Origin of the sequence: Enterococcus sp. DIV0724b (assembly GCF_050531475.1) — a bacterium.
GTDB classification, from domain to species: Bacteria; Bacillota; Bacilli; order Lactobacillales; family Enterococcaceae; genus Enterococcus_L; species Enterococcus_L haemoperoxidus.
The window spans coordinates 2014429-2032214 of the sequence record NZ_CP172890.1 but is presented as its reverse complement, the minus strand read 5'-3'; the positions used below and the strand labels follow the sequence as shown (position 1 = coordinate 2032214).

Genomic DNA, 17786 nt, shown 5'->3' with positions numbered 1-17786 from the left:
GTAATAGCTTCATATGAGAAAAGAATCAATCGTGTTGTAAAAATGTCTCATGATTGATTCTTAGTTACATAGGAGTTGTACCATTTTTACATGGTTAATAGCCATATCTAATCATGGATAAAGAAGCCAACTCTTTTAATTTTTTAGATTGATGATCAGATAAAGGAACCCCTTCATTTCTGATTGCTTTAGAAATATCTATGTTCATACGACTCAAAACCATAGGAACAGAAGCCACCTTTTCTCCTAACTCCTCAAGATAATTCTCTAACACGTTTTGTAGAGCTTCGTTTCCTGATTCTGTTTTTAAATCATGCAACAATTCTGTGATAATGGTTGTTGCTTTTTTTCCCCGTTCGTTTCCGTCAGAATACCATTTTAATTTGCTCATAAAATTTCGCTCCTTAATAGTACACATGATTTTAGTTTTTCTTTATCCTCTGTTGAATATCCTACGTTTGATAGTATAGCATAATTGTCAAAACTATAATTAGGTTACACCTGGATTATTGTACATGTAGTAGTAAACTGTGGTATGTCAAAATTGGAACTGATGATGGTAATGTAAAAAAGTTTTTATTTAATTTTTGTCGAAATAAAAATAGCTAGTAGCATGAATAGAGTAAATTAACACTATCTAGCTTTAACAAGAAGAATTGAGCATCATTTATTGGTTTGCTTGTTTTTTATTACATTATATAAAAGGATTAACCCCGCTAATAAAACAGAAAAAATAGCTGAGACTTTCTGGATAATAGTTTTTTTATAGGTAATACTAAGTTCATGTTCACCAGGCTCTAATTTAACCGTCACTAAGCCATCTTTATTGTAATTAGGAACCACTCGTTGATCCACTGTAACCTCATAACCCACGTAATAAAACTTAGGTAGCTGAACTTCTTGGGTTCTGTTAGTTCTCACAGTAAAAGCACTATGATTATATTTATTTACAGTGTTACGAGAGAGATCAGCATATGGAATACCATCAATGAACAAACCAGGAGAAGCAAAATATTTTTTAAAATCTGTATTTTTTACTAAATATTCTTTGCCGTGTCCAATTTCCGATTCATAAAAATCAGTAAAGTTTTCATTCGTTACAGTTACATTGTTTTGAACGGCGCTCTGGGTTAAATTATTGATATTAAAACCAAGCGTTAAAAAGCTAGATAACGTAATGAATAACAGTACATTTTTCTTTGAAAGTAAACAAAATTGTTCAACCAAACAAACTGCAAGTAAACTAGCAAAAAAAGAAGCGAATACCAATAATCTCCAAGGGAATTGAATCGTTGCTAACAGCGAAACTTTGAAAAATCCCCAAGGAAAAATATTTGTTGCAAGTAAAATAAAGAAAAGTGTAGCGACAGTAATATGTTTAACTGGAGTGGTTGACTTTCGGTAACTGAAAACAGCAATTATGACAGTTACTAAGAGAAAAAGACCAATATTTGGTTTTAGCTCAGTAAATGGTGCACTCACATTAGCAAGGCTGTTTGTAAATAAATCCCCCAAGCTAAAATTTAATCCACTAGCCCATAGTGTCGTATTATTAAAGTTAAACGTTAAATGATGTATCTGTTCCAAATAAGGAAATAAAAACCAAGCAGATAAGCCTAGTGACAATAGACCTGCCTTAAACAGGCTATTTATTTGAGCTTGTCTACATTTTTTCCAATTAATCAAGATGAAGATAATAAGCAGGATAGATGAATAGAAGGCTGTGATCAAGTGGCTGGCAATCAATAAACTCATTCCAATTCCAAGTAATTGCCAGCGATGTTTATTCCCATAAAAAATCGAATAAACACCAAGAATAAACAAAGGTAAAAAAGCAAATGCTAAAGTTTCACCAAGTGCTGCTCGAACAGATTGGTCAATTAAACGATAGGTAGAAAGAGTATAAAAACAAGAAAATAAAAGCGCCAGTTTTCGCGATTTTTTGATTGAATATAGGAAATAATAAGCACAGGTTGCAGTAACAAAGCTAATCAATAATTGATACAAGTAGTAGGAAGGAACAAAAGCAATCCCAATAATCCTAAAAAATGCAAAAGGCAGTAATAAAATAGAGGGATAAAATAAATCTGCACCATAGCCAAAATTTAATCCCATAGTAGAAAAAACACGTGGGAAAAAATCTAAATGTTTTACTGCTTGAGTGTAACTTTCTAATCTTGTTCTGTGAAATAGGAGATCATCTTGACTGAAAATATAGTTATTAAAAAAATAGGGAAAGATGGAAATAATGCTGATACATAGTAAAACCAATAAAAGAGTGATTTTTACTTTTTTATATTTTAAATTCAAGTCATTTCGCCTACTTTATAATGTTTTATATTTATTTTAACAGAAAATTAGCTTATTATATAAAATATTAATATGGAAAGTGAAAGCCTAAACGAAAAATTAATTTTATTGGTATGTAAAAGATCTTGAGTAAAAAGAATATCCCAGCAGATGCCAAAAAATACACTTGAATAAATCAACAAGTGAGATAGATCGCGATGTTAGAAATCAAAGGCAGTTGAGTCTTTTAACTTACAGATGAACAAATAAAAAATATTTATTAACCAAAGGGTTGAAATTTATAACATAGTGTAGTATTATAAATATACCCTAACAGTATTTTCATTTTACTCAATCCGAGTAATACTCCTTATCCCACCTTGAAAGAGGTGGGATATTCTGATTTTAAGAGTATTCTTAATGTACAAAACTCTTATGTTTCTTTAAGAAGACCAACAGAATAGCTATTTAATAATTTTTCTCCGTTCTTTTCATGAGTAAGAATTTTTACTTCTTTTTTTACTTGAGCGGCTTGTAAAGTATCACCGGTATTTTCCAATAGATGAATGAAATCGTAAACACGTTCCATATAAACAGGTTCACCTTCGCGAATGTAATTTAGAAGATTCGATAAGTATTGTAAATTCAATTTAAAGCTATAATTTTCACTTTGTCTATCTTGCTTCTTAGCTAATTTAATATATTTTTCTGCACCATCATAATCTTTGGCATATAATTTTAGTGAAATTAGATTGATAAGAATGTTATAAGCAAATTTTTTAGTGGTAAAGTCACGTTGTTCTTCATATTTTATTGGAAACATCCGTGTAACCAATAGGTCTGCTTGTTTTGCATTGAAAAATCGACTAAGATTGGCTGTAATTACATAGTCATATTGAAGATAAAAAGGTTTTTTTAATAAGTCTTCAAAAATATCATTGACTTCTTTCGATGTGATTGGGTCTATTTCATCCCAATGAGCATGGAAATAATTCTTAATAGCTATATAATTTGATAATTCTCTTAAAGTTTTTACTTTTTTATTATTCAAAGAAAAGAAATAGGTGAGCAACTTTTGCTTAGTGGTTTTATTTTCTAAATGAGCACCGCAATAATAAAAAAATTCTCTGAAATCTTGTTGCTCTTTATCGAAAGTAGTAAAGCTAAAGAATTCCTCGGCATTAATAGATGTCTGCCCTAATATCTCCTCAAGTTCATTTACTTTTAAAGAACGTTTGCCACTTTCAATTTTTGAATACGTAGAAGGATCAGTGTATTCTGACATCATTTCTCTTTGAGTAAGCTTCAATTTAAGTCTGAAAAAACGTAAAGTTTCTATAATATTCAAGAGTTTCTCTCCCTTCTTATGCGATTATAGCATGTATTACTTATAAAATTCTTATTTTTAATAAAAAAAAGAATAATTCGTCAGATTTTTATGCTAATTTCGCACTTTTCGATTTTGATACTTTATTTTTTTTCGTCTGTTTGTTATTCTTTACTTAAGGAAAATTATTTGTTTGCAAACGTTGATGTCAAAAAACTGAATGGAGGTGTGCTAATGATATCATTAATTGCTCTAGTTTCTGGTGTTATTTCTGTATTTGTTATTACCGGTGGAGGTTAGATATATTATTTAGCTATCTCGTATTTAAGTTATCAAAACGAATGTTGTAAACAAACAATTTAACTTAACTAAAAATTACTAAAATGTATAAGTAAAAAGTGCGTACCAAAAGAAAGTGCAAAATAATAGCTTCTGATTTACTTTTCCTGTTGAATGAAGTAAATCAGAGGCTGTTATTTTTTTTAGCCATCTTATTTTATAACTTCATCACTTGGTGTAGAAACTAGATATTGCTCTAGATTATACTTAGTTGCTAATGACTTTGAAAAAGCTTTTTCTTGCGCTGTCTTCATATAGTTGAAAAATGCAATTTCGCTTGCAGTGGGTGTTTCTTTAGACAAGACCTCTTTGTTATATGTTAATGCGATAGCTTCTGAAAAGAAATAAGAATCATTTTTAGCGATAGAAAGTCTTAATGTATCTCCAAATAAAATCTCGTTTTCTTCAGAAAAATGATCTTTTTTCAAGTCGACTAGCCAAGTATTATGAAAAGATGTTGTCACTTTAGTTACTGTTTGCTCCATTAGTATTCCTCCGATTGATGAAATAGTAGCTATACATCTCTATTATATCAAATGGTATTGAATTTCAAACACAAAGTTTAAAGAAAAATTCGCTTTTTTGTGACGATTCTGATTGAAGCTATATACATTTATATAGGTTAGATGATTTATAAGCGTGACTTGATTTTTCAAGCGGTAGTTTGATATGATAAAATTATTGAAGAAATCAAAGGAGTAAATTGTATGAAGCAAATCTCACCTACAATGTTTGTCACGTTGCTTGATAATAAAGAAGATCGTTTTGCTGTCATTATCAATCACTGGTTCTACTACATAGAAAAAGGACGTATCTATCGCTTTCAGCAACATAATAATACAAAAATGCTTGCTATGTTAGGGTCATTTTATGAAGGGGATATTGATGCTGAGGGATTGATCGATGAGTTGAAAAAAAGTATCATCAATCAAATCCAATATGACTGGTTTACAGATGTATGGAAAGAGACGATTATTGAACGAATTAGTCATTCTCCATATGACTTAGAAGCTTTCTTTTTTTAGAACGTTACGAGGCCTATCATTTGTAAAAGTAAAAATAGGATAGTAAGATAAAATTATCCTAACAATAAACTTTTTTTCATTTACTCTCATGAGTAAAACTCCTTTCCCGTCTTCGCTTGAAGATGGGATTCTTTTTGAACGTTAGATAAAGATTACTCGTAAAGCAGTTGTAATTTTAGTTTTTTTTTGCTAAGATGAGTGCATATTAATAAAAATGGTTGGGCGCAAGCTTCAAGGATCAGGTTCTTCAAGGGGTGAGAAGAATGTTTTTTGAACTTACGCCCTTTTTTATTTTTCAAACAAAAAATAAGGGAATAAGTTGTGCTTCTATTAAGTTAGAAGCATAAGTTATTCTCTTTTTGATTGTAATAAAAAGGGATAGGTTCGATAATAGAAATGAAGACGAAGTCATCAGATGATAGGGGTGAAAAAAATGGTTTTGGAAGCTTTGGATAGAATCCGTGAAGCGGAAGATCAGGTTAAAAAAATGAGACAAGCAGTCAAAGAAGAAATTAATGGATATGAACAAGAAAAAGTAGAGGATCTTAAGCGAAAACAAGAAGAAAGCCAAGAGAAAATAAAAAGGTTACTTCATGAGTTAGAGGAACAAAAAAATGAACAGCTTCAAAGAGAAAAAGTTATTTTATTGAATGAAGCGCAAGAACAAAATCAAAATTTCAGAGAAAAATATAAAAAGAATAAAGACTCTATACTTGATCATGTAATAGAAAGGGTGAAAAAAATCTATGGCAGTCAATAAAATGGAAAAAATGACGATCATAGCTGCAGCGGAAAGAGAAGAAGCCATTCTTCAAGCAATTCAAGGCTTGCAGGCAATCGAAATCAAAAGTTTTTTTCATTCGAATGTAGATAGCTCTTATATTGAGAAATACTTTGCGGACACATTAGTACAAGATGACGAAATCCAAAAGAAACGTTTCAAGACGATGTTAACAGACATACAGGATGCGCTCACTTTTATTGAGCATTTTTCAGAAAGCTCATCAAAAAAGAAACCGTTAAAAAGACAAGTTCTTTCATTAAGTTCTTTGGAGAAAAATTTTGATGAGCAACAAATCAGTGTTTACCTAAAAGAAATAGCTGCTCTTAAAAATAGATTTACATTGATTGAGACTACGAGAAAAGATTTATTGTCAAAAGAAAAATGGTTGGCTCGTTGGCAGTATTTAGATACTATTCCAAAAAATAATTCGCTGGAAAGTTCCAATATATTGTTAGGAACAATCAGCTCAGTTAATCAGGTAGATTTTTTAGCAGACTTAAAAAAAGTTTCATCTGTTTATGTAGAAGAAATTTATCATAGTCAAAATCATGTGTACTATAGTTTGATCTATCTAAAGAGTTACTCGGATGTTTTAGGGGAAATCACTGCTAGATATAGTTTTAATCAATTTGACTATCCGTATGATATTTTACCGAAAGTGGCCTATCAAAAAAATAAAGAAGAACTCGCTTCACTTGTTGAAGAAGAGAAGCAATTAAAAACTGATTTATCTTCTTATCGCAGCCATTTAGAAGAACTTTATTTAGCAGAAGAGATGACGTATGCCTATATTCACCGAGAGAATGCGAAGAAACATTTGCTGAATACTTCTTACTTTTTTATCCTGCAAGGATGGCTTCCTAGCGATGAAAAGCAGGAGTTATCCGGTGTTTTACAGGAGGCACTTCCTAAAGATGAGGTATATGCTGCTTTTGATCAGCCAACTGAGGATGAAATTCAAGCGGATATTCCAGTGAAGTTAAAAAATAATTCTTTGGTAGCGCCATTTGAGATGTTGACTGAAATGTATAGTTTACCAAAATATGACGAGATTGATCCAACGCCGATCATGACACCTTTTTATATGGTATTTTTCGGCATGATGGTGGCAGATATAGGTTATGGATTGTTGATGTTGCTGGGGGCATTACTGGCATTAAAGTTGTTGGTTTTACCACGCGGAATGAAACGTTTTGCAGATTTCTTCCTAATATTATCGTTTCCAACGATCATTTGGGGTTTTATTTATGGGTCATTCTTTGGAGCTGCTTTGCCAAAAGTGTTGCTGGGGATCCAGTTACCGTTTCCTATTTTATCAACGACTGAAGATGTGAATACAATTTTGATTATATCGGTTATCTTCGGGTTTATTCAATTGTTGACAGGATTGATGGTCAATGGGATTGAATTGACGAAAAGGAAACGTTATTTAGAAAGTATTAGTGAGAGTTTTGCTTGGCAAGGGTTGCTGGTAGGTATTTTGATCATTGTTTTAGGGATGTTGCTCTTTAGTAATGATGGTTTAGTTACAACAGGAATCGTCGTGGCAGTCATTTCAGCTTTATCGATTGTGATTGTACCAATCATTCAATCAAAATCAAAAGTCAAAGGGTTGGCTAAAGGTCTTTATGGATTATATGGTTTGACCGGTTACATTGGTGATTTGGTCAGTTATACACGATTGATGGCTTTGGGGATTTCTGGGGGAAGTATTGCTGCAGCATTTAATATGCTAGTAGCGTTTATGCCACCAGCAGCCCGATTTACGGTAGGAATTTTGCTGATTATCGCATTACATGCATTGAACCTCTTTTTAAGTTTATTGAGTGCGTATGTTCACGGTGCGCGTTTGCAATATGTAGAGTTTTTTGGAAAATTTTATACCGGTGGCGGTCGTCCGTTTAACCCGTTAAAGACAGAAGAAAAGTATATAAACATTGAAAGAAAATCAAAAGTAAAAGAATAATGGAGGATTACTAATATGATAGATTACTTAATTAACAATAATGGCGGAATTCTTTTTGCAGTTTTAGGAATGGCAATGGCAACGATTTTAGCAGGGATTGGCTCGGCTAAAGGTGTTGGATTTACAGGGGAAGCAGCAGCAGCACTAACCACAGAACAACCTGAAAAATTCGGACAAGCATTGATTTTACAACTATTACCAGGAACACAAGGGTTATACGGATTCGTTATTGCCTTTTTGATTTTTATCAATTTAAACAATGATATGACGATGGTTCAAGGTTTGGATTATTTTGTTGCATCCTTACCGATTGCTTTTGCGGGTTTATTCTCTGGGATTGCCCAAGGACGTGTTGCAGCTGCTGGGATTCAAATTTTAGCTAAGAAACCAGAACACGCAACTAAAGGGATCATTTATGCTGCCATGGTTGAAACATACGCGATTCTTGGGTTTGTTATCTCATTCTTACTTGTACTAAATGTGAAGTAATAGGAGGAAAAACATGGATGCAATCGAAAAACTCGTCGAACAAATTCTAGAAAAAGGGCAAGCTGAAGTTTCAGAACAAAAAAAAGTCGAAATTAAACGTATCAATCAAGAATATCAAGAACAAGAAGAAGCGCTTTTTTTGCAAGAAAGTAAACTAATCGAAAAAAATCAAGAACTAATAAATAAAGCGTTTAAACAAAAACAAAATCGTCAACAACTAGACATCAAACAAGCAACGTTGAATCAAAAGCAGGGGTATCTTGAACAGCTTTTTTTAGAATCGATTGAGCGGATGAACCATTGGTCGGAAAAAGAGTTTCAAGCATTTGCAGAGCAAATCATTATCCAGTTACCGGTTGAAGGTGAAGCTTACTTGAAATTAGGAGAGTTTTCGGAGGGTAAGCTGTCAGAGCAGTGGTTAGTAGAACATACTAATAGCAAATTGACATTACTACTGGATAAAGAAGTAATGTCAAATGATGGCGGATTTATCATATCTAAAGAAGGAATCGAATATAACTTTTTGTTTTCTAGTCTCGTACAAGAAATAAAAAAAATGGAAAGTTTTAAAATAGCAGAATTACTGTTTCAATAAAAGTAGTGTTTAAAGAGTCTGTTTTGCTGTGTCTTATCTAGTTTCAAGGGCTAGCCTCTTTTAAAAAAGACAAAAATTGAATGTGACAAAAAGCATCACAGTTAATTTCCACTATTTTTTAATCGAGATCAAGCGAGCTCACTATGCTTTTAGATTAGGAGGGTCGTAATGAAAGAGACTGCATATAATCAAATTAATCCTTTGATTCGTCTTAAAGAAACAGAATTGTTAAGCAGTGCCCAATATGAACAATTACTGACTGCAAAAAACATAGATGAACTAAAAGATAGTTTAAAAAATACTGTGTATGGAACGTATATGACGGATGATTTTGCAGAAAATTTTGAATATATCTATTCAAGAGAAAAAGGCAAACTCTATGAGTGGCTCTATGAAATGGCGCCGGAACCTGAAGTCATAACGATCTATACTTCTAGAGCAACATTTCATAATTTAAAAGTCCTGACGAAAGCTGAGTTAACAGGTCAAGATTTGGACTATCTGTTTATTGATGATGGTCGCTATTCATTGGAAACGCTGAAAAGTGCAATTCGTACGCGTGTTTCCAATGAATTACCAGACCAGTTGATGAATGCGGTTCTTGAAGTGTTGGATTATTTTCAAGAATCTTCTACACTTCAAGCAATCGATATTATTTATGATCGGAATTTTTTAACGTTTCAACGACAATTAGCTGAAAAGCTAGATGATAAGGATATTGTGGCTGAGGTTATTGCATTCATTGATTTAACGAATATTTCTACAATGGCTAGAGGAATCCTTCAAGGACAACATGAAAATTTTTTATCGACGGTATTATCTAGTTCAGGAAGTATTCCAAAAGAAAAATTTTTAGAATACACTCAACAATCATTAGCTGTGTTTACTGATTTTATTCTTAGTACGGCCTACAGCGGACTTGTAACACCAATCATCTCTGCTGACACCAAATCATTAGATTTAGTCGCTTTTGAAAAAGTTAAAGATGATTATCTAACTAGTATGTACGACAAGGCTAAAATTAAGGCTTTTGGACCATTACCTTTACTTGCATTTTTAAATGCCAAGGAAGTGGAGTGGAAGAATTTACGCTTGATTCTAGTCAGTAAGCGGAGTAACTTTCCAATTGAAGTGGTTAGAGAAAGGATGCGTATGACTGATGGCTTATAAAATTGGTGTAATTGGTGATAGAGACTCTGTTATGCCGTTCAAACTTTTTGGTTTTGAGGTTATTTATGCAATCTCGTCAAAACAAGTGCGAGACACAATTGAATCAATGGCAAACAATAATTTTGGTGTTATTTTTATTACAGAAGATGCTTCTGAATTAGCTGTTGAAACGATCAACCGCTATAAAGGTGAAGTTACACCAGCCATAATCTTAATCCCAAGTCATAAGGGAACCAAGGGAATTGGTTTGAAAGAAATTCAAGATAATGTTGAAAGAGCCGTTGGACAGAATATATTGTAGAAGGTTGAAGAGTACGCTCAGCTTTATATTGATTTAGCTACGCAGGCTAGCTCTTCGGAAAAAAGATAAAATCTGAAAAAGGAAAAAACACCTCAGTCAGATTTTCTATTTTTCAATCGGAGCTAAATGAGCCTGCTCAGCTTTACTGAATAGGAGGAATGATTTTGCAAACCGGTAGAATTATTAAAGTATCTGGTCCTTTGGTTATGGCTGAAAATATGTCTGATGCAAGTATTCAGGATATTTGTCATGTAGGGGAATTAGGAGTTATAGGAGAAATTATTGAGATGCGAGGAGATGTCGCATCTATTCAAGTATATGAAGAAACAACAGGAATTGGACCAGGTGAACCTGTTGTAACGACAGGAGAAGCTTTGTCAGTTGAGCTGGCACCAGGCTTGATCTCAGAGATGTTTGATGGGATTCAGCGTCCGTTAGATACATTTGCTGAGGTTACAGAAAGTAACTTTTTAAGCAGAGGGGTGCAGATTCCTGCACTGGATAGAACAAAAAAATGGTTATTTGAGCCAACTGTTTCTATTGGAGATGAAGTTTCTACAGGAGATATCATTGGATTAGTCCAAGAGACGAAAGTGATTCCTCATAAAATCATGGTTCCTTTTGGTATCAGTGGTGTTGTTAGAGACATCAAACAAGGCGAATTTACGATCGAAGAAACGGTCTATACCATCGAAACGGCTACTGGTGAAAAAGAATTTACAATGATGCAAAAATGGCCAGTCCGTCGTAGTCGTCCAATTCTAGAAAAATTAAATCCAGATGTACCACTTCTAACAGGTCAGCGTGTGATAGATACATTCTTTCCAGTGACAAAAGGTGGAGCTGCTGCTGTTCCAGGCCCTTTTGGTGCGGGGAAAACAGTAGTGCAGCATCAAATTGCTAAATGGGCAGATGTTGATTTAGTTGTTTATGTAGGGTGTGGTGAACGCGGAAACGAAATGACTGACGTATTGAATGAATTTCCAGAGCTGATCGATCCAAGTACGGGGGAATCAGTGATGCAACGAACTGTATTGATCGCAAATACCTCTAATATGCCGGTAGCTGCTCGCGAAGCCTCAATCTATACAGGAATCACAATTGCAGAATACTTCCGTGATATGGGCTATTCTGTAGCAATCATGGCAGATTCAACGTCTCGTTGGGCAGAAGCATTACGTGAAATGAGCGGACGTTTGGAAGAAATGCCAGGTGATGAAGGATATCCTGCTTATTTAGGTAGTCGTTTAGCAGAATATTATGAACGAGCTGGACAAGTTGTGGCTTTAGGGAAAGATCATCGTGAAGGAAGTATCACAGCAATCAGCGCTGTTTCGCCATCTGGTGGAGATATTTCTGAGCCGGTTACTCAAAATACCCTACGTGTCGTAAAAGTATTCTGGGGATTAGATGCAACCTTGGCGCAAAAACGCCATTTTCCATCGATCAATTGGCTCCAAAGTTACTCTTTATATGATTCAGAGGTTGGTAAATACTTAGATCAGCAACTTCAAGTTGATTGGTCTAAAATGGTTATGGATGGTATGCGCATTTTACAAGAAGAATCGCAATTAGAAGAAATCGTTCGGTTAGTCGGGATTGATTCACTGTCTGATAAAGACCGTTTGACATTAGAAGTAGCGAAATCGATTCGTGAAGATTACTTACAACAAAATGCTTTTGATGATGTTGATACATTTACCTCAAGAGAAAAACAATACAAAATGCTGGACTTGATTTTAACTTTCTATAAAGAAGGACAGGCTGCGTTGGATTTAGGGGCATATTTAACTGAAATTATGGCTGGAACGGTTGAGCTAAGAGACCAAATTGCCAGAAGTAAATATGTACCGGAAGAACAAATCGGCCAATTAGATAACTTAGTTGACGAGATGAAGCAAACATTAAAACAAATTATTGCAGACGGAGGGATGACAAATGATTAAAGAGTACCGTACGATCAATGAAGTTGTCGGTCCGTTGATGATCGTTGAAAAAGTTGAAGGGGTCAAATATGAGGAATTGATCGAAGTTCGTATGCAAAACGGTGAAATTCGTCGAGGACAAGTTCTTGAGATCAATGGAGATAAAGCAATGGTTCAGATTTTTGAAGGAACCAGCGGGATTAATCTTCGAGATTCAAAGGTTCGTTTTTTAGGCCATCCTTTGGAGTTAGGTGTATCAGAAGATATGGTTGGTCGAATTTTTGATGGTTTAGGCCGTCCCAAAGATAATGGACCTGAAATTTTACCAGAAAAAATGGTTGATATCAACGGGGAAGTCATCAACCCAGTTGCTAGAGATTATCCAGATGAGTTTATCCAAACAGGGATTTCTGCCATCGATCATTTAAATACATTAGTTCGTGGACAAAAATTACCAGTATTTTCAGGTTCTGGCTTGCCTCATAAAGAATTGGCTGCTCAAATTGCTCGTCAAGCAAATGTCTTAAATAGTGATGAAGAGTTTGCCGTTGTTTTTGCGGCAATTGGGATAACTTTTGAAGAAGCCGAATTTTTCATGGAAGATTTTCGTCAAACTGGAGCCATTGATCGATCCGTAATGTTTATGAATCTAGCCAATGATCCAGCAATCGAGCGGATCGCTACACCAAGAATGGCACTTACAGCGGCTGAATATTTAGCGTACGAAAAAGGTATGCATGTCCTTGTGATCATGACGGATATGACTAATTATTGTGAGGCTTTACGCGAGATTTCAGCAGCACGACGTGAAGTACCAGGCCGTCGTGGGTACCCAGGTTACCTTTACACTAATTTAGCTACGCTTTATGAACGAGCTGGTCGTATTCGTGGTCTAAAAGGTTCTGTAACCCAGATTCCTATTCTAACGATGCCAGAAGATGATAAAACGCATCCTATTCCTGATTTGACTGGTTATATTACGGAAGGGCAAATTATTTTATCTAGAGAACTATACAAGAGTGGTATTCAGCCGCCAATTGATGTATTACCATCACTATCCCGTTTGAAGGATAAAGGAACGGGTGATGGTAAAACTCGGATCGATCATGCGCCAACGATGAATCAATTATTTGCAGCGTATGCTCAAGGAAAACAAGCAAAAGAATTAGCGGTAGTTCTTGGAGAATCAGCATTATCAGATGTGGATAAAATCTATGCGAAGTTTGCAGATCGTTTTGAAAAAGAGTATGTCAATCAAGGATTTTACACGAATCGTTCTATTAACGAAACACTCGATTTAGGCTGGGAACTATTGTCTATGCTTCCAAGAACCGAATTAAAACGAATCAAAGATGACATGTTGGATGAATACTTGACTGAAGGAGAGTGATCGATTATGGCACGGTTAAATGTGAATCCTACTCGAATGGAACTCTCTCGTTTAAAAAAACAACTAGGAACGGCAAGTCGCGGACATAAATTACTAAAAGATAAACAAGATGAATTGATGCGTCGTTTTATTTTACTTGTCAAAAAAAATAATCAGCTTCGGATCGATGTAGAGCAAGAATTGACAGCGGCATTATCTCATTTTGTATTAGCTAATGCGACACTGAATGAAGCGTTTATCGAAGAATTGGTGGCTGTTCCAGCAGATAACGTCACACTGGATGTTATTGAAAAAAATATTATGAGCGTGACGGTCCCAATCATGAATTTTCACTATGATGAAACTGTAACTGAAGCACCGCTAAATTATGGTTATCTAAATTCAAATGCTGAGTTGGATGGTGTTTTTGGCAAAATTTCGAGTATTTTGCCAAAACTATTGGAATTAGCGGAAGTGGAAAAAACGTGTCAGTTGATGTCAGAAGAAATCGAAAAGACACGTCGTCGTGTCAATGCGTTAGAATATATGACGATTCCTCAATTAGAAGAGACGATTTATTATATTCAGATGAAGTTGGAAGAAAATGAACGCAGTGAAATTACTCGTTTGATCAAAATTAAAAATATGGGCAGTAATGCTTGAATCCTACAAAAATAGAGAAAAGATACCGTTTATTCGATATCTTTTCTCTATTTTTTAGGATAGTCATGACTTTGCACAGCCCATAATTGATCTGTAAGATTTGAGATAAATGGAATACCTGCATCCGTTTGGCCATTTGTAAACACGGTCAAAATGAAAGGATGCTCTGTTTCTAAAATTCCAATATCATGCAGGAAACCAGCATATGAACCGATCTTATGTGCGACTTTTCCTGATGTGGTCGGCGTATCCATCCGTTCATGGAAAACGGTATTTTTCATATATTCATAAATCTTTTGATATTCTTGATTAGTGGATTTTTCTTCATATAAAATCTTGAGAATTTTTGCAGCATCTTCAGAAGTTAATTTTGCATCGTCCCAATCAGTTTCTTTCTGAAAAAAATGAGCATACAGAGCTTTTTTAGCTTCTACATCTCCGCCAAAAGTATCATACAACATATTCTTAGCAATGTTATCTGAATAAATAATGTTGTATTCTTGTAACGTTCTTAATGAATACGTTGGCTGAATATCATTGATAATAATCCCCGTACCATCTTCGTAATCTTCTTTTTCATTAAAAGTAAGCTGATCGTCCCATTTTAAACCGCCAGCCTGAACTTTGTCAGCGACCATCATAGCTAAAGGTACCTTGATCGTGCTAGCGCTATAGAATTCTTTGGTTCCATTAACTGAGATTTGTTTTCCAGTAGTTAAATCCACGTAAGTTATCCCAACATCACCGTTAAAGTTTTTTGAAGTAGCTGTCATTGTTTGTTCGATTTTATGATAAAAAGCTGTCAGTTCTGGACTTTCAGTTTCTTTTGGTTTAGGTTTTTTATCTGTAGAAGAGGATGCAGTTTTTATTGGAACAGACATTTTTTCACTCGTTTCAGTTTCGTTTGCGTAATCTACAGTGTGTGTAGAAAAAAAGAACGAAACAATTAAAAAGAAACAAATAGAGAAAATCATCCCATATAGAGTCATTTTCTTTTTTTCCAAATACTTTTCGTTCCTTTCAAAAAAAATAAAATTGTAATGATCTTATCAAAATATAATCATAAAAAGTATAACTAAAAAATACGACCACAACCATTTAATCACTTTTTCTATAGATTTGCAAGGTAGGATACAGTGAGAATTGAGAATAAAACGATGAAAGTATGCTTTAAGGTTTGTTTAAGGTAAGTGGAATAAAGTAATAGCAGTTTACAAATGATGTTGCGCGGAGGACTGTAAGAAACGACGCGTAACACTGAAAGTTCAGAATGTAGCAAAGTCGGAATGTTGTTACGTAAATAGGAGGAAGTAGATGGATTTTATCAAACGTGCAATGTTAAGTATGAAGAGCAAAAAAGGTCGAACATTTTTATTATGTGCTGTCTTTTCAGCTATTTTGATTTTTGTTTTAGCTGGTTTAACGATTCAAAGTGCTGCGTTGACTGCGACAGAAAATGCCAAAAAGAGTGTAGGTGCGACAGTTACACTATCCGCTAATCGAGAAGCAGCGATGAAAAAAAATCAAGAAGGGAGTACGGGTGAAAAACCAGATCCAAGCAGTTTTAGTTTAACTCCCGTTTCATTAGCAGATGCGCAAAAGATCGCAGATTTAGCTAATGTGAAGTCGTATTCATTTTTATCTTCATCCTATGCTGGAGCAAGTGATGGCATTACACCGATTTCTACTGAATCGGAAAGTGAGACCACAACAGGATCAACAGCGAGTGATGGAACACAAGGTGAACCTCAAGCGGTTGGAAGAATGGGCAGTGGTCCAATGTCTGATATAAAGCAAAGTGATTTTCAGGTAAGTGGTGTGATGGAGTTATCTATGTCGAGTGACTTTTCTGATGGTACGGCTGAAATTACAAGTGGTGAAGTAATCAATGCTTCAGATAAAGAGACGAATAACGTGGTAATCGAGCAAACATTGGCAGATGCAAATGAGTTAAAAGTTGGGGACACATTCAAGGTAACAGATCCGGAAGATGACACAAAAACATATGAGTTAACGATCAAAGGAATTTATAAAACTTCTGAAAACGGTAATAGCATGGGGATGATGTTTAATTTCTTGAATCCAGCCAATACGTTATATACATCTTATACATTTGCGAATACATTAAAAGGCGATGACGCAAAAGATACCATTGATTCAGCTTCTTACACATTGGCTGATCCAAAACAAATGGATACATTTGTTAAAGAGGCAGAAAAATTGATTGATACAGAAAACTTTAGTTTACAAACTAATGATCAAGCGTATCAACAAATGCTACAACCTTTGAATAATGTTGCAAGCTTTGCCAAAAATATTGTTATCTTAGTGGCAATTGCTGGGGTGATCATCTTGACTTTGATTGTAATGATGATGATCAGAGAACGCCGCTATGAAATTGGCGTATTATTGTCACTTGGAGAATCGCGTTTCAAAGTCGTTTTACAATTTTTCAGTGAAATCATTATTTGTATGTTTGTTGCGTTAGTGATTGCTACCTTTAGTGGAAATATTGTAGGAAATGTAGTTGGGGAGCAATTGATTACCCAACAAACAGAGTCCGTTTCGCAATCTACAAATAATCAAGGTCAACCAACGGAAAACGGGGACAGAGGAAGCGAACGACAAGGCGTACCTGGAGGAGGTAGCATGAATAGACTCGGAGCAAGCTCTCAGGGAACAGCAAAAGCAATCGAAGAGTTAAATATCTCTGTTCAGCCAAAGGAAATCGCAATAGTAGCTGGACTAGGACTTTTAATCAGCTTCTTGTCCATCATATTATCATCCAGCGGAATTTTAAGACTACAACCCAAAAAAATCTTAACGACTTAGAAAAGAGGACATGCGATGTTACAAACAGAAGAAGTAGGCTATTGGTATAAAAATGAGCAGGACTATCTTTATAAAAATGTAAATTTAGAATTTCAAGGCGGAAAGATGTATGCTATTTTAGGAGCAAGCGGTTCTGGTAAGACGACATTTCTCTCATTGATCGCAGGCTTAGATGTACCTAAAACGGGGTCTATTCTATATAATGGGGATGCACTCACTAAAATAGGTCTCAGAAATTACCGGAAAAACGATGTCTCCATTATTTTTCAAGCATATAATTTACTACCATATATGTCGGCGTTAGATAATGTTTTAACTGCGATGGCAATATCCAACTCAAAACAAGCGGATAAAAAAGCGTATGCATTAGAAAATTTAGTGAAAGTTGGGATCGACGAAATGCTGGCTAAGAAGAATGTGACTCAGTTATCAGGAGGACAGCAGCAACGCGTAGCAATCGTCAGGGCACTTTGTTGTGATCATGAACTGATCGTAGCAGATGAGCCAACAGGAAATTTAGATGAAAAAACATCAAAAGATATTGTTCAATTGTTTCAAAAAGTAGCACGTGATCAGCAAAAGTGTATTATCATCGTGACCCATGAACAGGAAGTAGCAAAAGCGTGCGATGAAGTTTATGAGTTGAAAAATCAAGCATTTGAATTGATCAAATAAAAATAAGAACGAAGGTGCAAAAAATTAGTGCATCTTC

The 17786-nt window shown here is 34.8% G+C and carries 17 protein-coding genes and 1 other annotated feature; of the genes, 12 read left to right on the top strand and 5 right to left on the bottom strand.

What is annotated here, in order from left to right:
* Window positions 1–94: 94 nt before the first annotated feature.
* The 4 genes from IGJ02_RS09335 to IGJ02_RS09320 form a co-directional block, all read right to left on the bottom strand.
* Window positions 95–391 carry a bacteriocin immunity protein gene (locus tag IGJ02_RS09335; protein ID WP_430601809.1) on the bottom strand — a complete coding sequence of 99 codons (297 nt, stop codon included), beginning with the start codon at window positions 389–391 and terminating at the stop codon, window positions 95–97.
* A gap of 272 nt (window positions 392–663) precedes the next feature.
* The gene (locus tag IGJ02_RS09330; RefSeq protein ID WP_430601808.1) at window positions 664–2310 is read right to left on the bottom strand and encodes a hypothetical protein; all 1647 of its coding nucleotides are present in this window, start codon (window positions 2308–2310) and stop codon (window positions 664–666) included.
* A 412-nt stretch (window positions 2311–2722) separates the two neighbouring features.
* Window positions 2723–3637 carry a helix-turn-helix domain-containing protein gene (locus IGJ02_RS09325; RefSeq protein WP_010760278.1) on the bottom strand — a complete coding sequence of 305 codons (915 nt, stop codon included), beginning with the start codon at window positions 3635–3637 and terminating at the stop codon, window positions 2723–2725.
* A gap of 470 nt (window positions 3638–4107) precedes the next feature.
* Window positions 4108–4440 (bottom strand): hypothetical protein, encoded by a 333-nt coding sequence (locus IGJ02_RS09320; protein ID WP_010760279.1) that lies wholly within the window; start codon window positions 4438–4440, stop codon window positions 4108–4110.
* A 222-nt stretch (window positions 4441–4662) separates the two neighbouring features.
* Here IGJ02_RS09320 and IGJ02_RS09315 point away from each other — a divergent pair, with 222 nt between their 5' ends.
* From IGJ02_RS09315 to IGJ02_RS09270, 10 genes are all read left to right on the top strand, one after another.
* A complete protein-coding gene (locus IGJ02_RS09315; protein ID WP_430601807.1) occupies window positions 4663–4980 on the top strand; it encodes a hypothetical protein in 318 nt (105 codons plus the stop codon).
* Window positions 4981–5196: 216 nt separating this feature from the next.
* Window positions 5197–5244 (top strand) — a sequence feature (sodium ion sensor (DUF1646 type); this cis-regulatory element may regulate processes involved in with the transportation of sodium ions).
* A 169-nt stretch (window positions 5245–5413) separates the two neighbouring features.
* On the top strand, window positions 5414–5740 hold the full coding sequence (locus IGJ02_RS09310; RefSeq protein ID WP_430601806.1) for a hypothetical protein: 327 nt from the start codon (window positions 5414–5416) through the stop codon (window positions 5738–5740).
* The gene (locus tag IGJ02_RS09305; RefSeq protein ID WP_430601805.1) at window positions 5727–7730 is read left to right on the top strand and encodes a V-type ATP synthase subunit I; all 2004 of its coding nucleotides are present in this window, start codon (window positions 5727–5729) and stop codon (window positions 7728–7730) included. The genes IGJ02_RS09310 and IGJ02_RS09305 overlap by 14 nt, the downstream gene beginning before the upstream one ends.
* A 15-nt stretch (window positions 7731–7745) precedes the next feature.
* A complete protein-coding gene (locus tag IGJ02_RS09300) occupies window positions 7746–8219 on the top strand; it encodes a V-type ATP synthase subunit K (protein ID WP_010760283.1) in 474 nt (157 codons plus the stop codon).
* A 13-nt stretch (window positions 8220–8232) separates the two neighbouring features.
* The gene (locus IGJ02_RS09295) at window positions 8233–8814 is read left to right on the top strand and encodes a hypothetical protein (protein ID WP_430601804.1); all 582 of its coding nucleotides are present in this window, start codon (window positions 8233–8235) and stop codon (window positions 8812–8814) included.
* A 168-nt stretch (window positions 8815–8982) separates the two neighbouring features.
* The gene (locus tag IGJ02_RS09290; RefSeq protein ID WP_430601803.1) at window positions 8983–9984 is read left to right on the top strand and encodes a V-type ATPase subunit; all 1002 of its coding nucleotides are present in this window, start codon (window positions 8983–8985) and stop codon (window positions 9982–9984) included.
* Window positions 9974–10285, top strand: coding sequence for a V-type ATP synthase subunit F (locus tag IGJ02_RS09285; RefSeq protein ID WP_430601802.1), 312 nt, complete (start codon window positions 9974–9976; stop codon window positions 10283–10285). The genes IGJ02_RS09290 and IGJ02_RS09285 overlap by 11 nt, the downstream gene beginning before the upstream one ends.
* 164 nt (window positions 10286–10449) lie before the next feature.
* Window positions 10450–12231: a V-type ATP synthase subunit A gene (locus tag IGJ02_RS09280; protein WP_430601801.1), complete on the top strand. Its 1782-nt coding sequence runs from the start codon at window positions 10450–10452 to the stop codon at window positions 12229–12231.
* Window positions 12224–13600, top strand: a complete 1377-nt coding sequence (locus IGJ02_RS09275; protein WP_010760288.1) for a V-type ATP synthase subunit B — start codon at window positions 12224–12226, stop codon at window positions 13598–13600. The genes IGJ02_RS09280 and IGJ02_RS09275 overlap by 8 nt, the downstream gene beginning before the upstream one ends.
* Before the next feature lie 6 nt (window positions 13601–13606).
* Window positions 13607–14242: a V-type ATP synthase subunit D gene (locus IGJ02_RS09270; protein ID WP_010760289.1), complete on the top strand. Its 636-nt coding sequence runs from the start codon at window positions 13607–13609 to the stop codon at window positions 14240–14242.
* Between the two features lie 47 nt (window positions 14243–14289).
* Here IGJ02_RS09270 and IGJ02_RS09265 read toward each other — a convergent pair whose 3' ends face one another.
* On the bottom strand, window positions 14290–15246 hold the full coding sequence (locus IGJ02_RS09265) for a serine hydrolase (protein ID WP_430601800.1): 957 nt from the start codon (window positions 15244–15246) through the stop codon (window positions 14290–14292).
* Between the two features lie 310 nt (window positions 15247–15556).
* Between IGJ02_RS09265 and IGJ02_RS09260 the strand changes: the two genes are divergently transcribed.
* On the top strand, window positions 15557–17074 hold the full coding sequence (locus tag IGJ02_RS09260) for an ABC transporter permease (protein WP_430601799.1): 1518 nt from the start codon (window positions 15557–15559) through the stop codon (window positions 17072–17074).
* Window positions 17075–17089: 15 nt separating this feature from the next.
* Window positions 17090–17749, top strand: a complete 660-nt coding sequence (locus tag IGJ02_RS09255; RefSeq protein ID WP_430601798.1) for an ABC transporter ATP-binding protein — start codon at window positions 17090–17092, stop codon at window positions 17747–17749.
* Window positions 17750–17786: the final 37 nt, after the last annotated feature.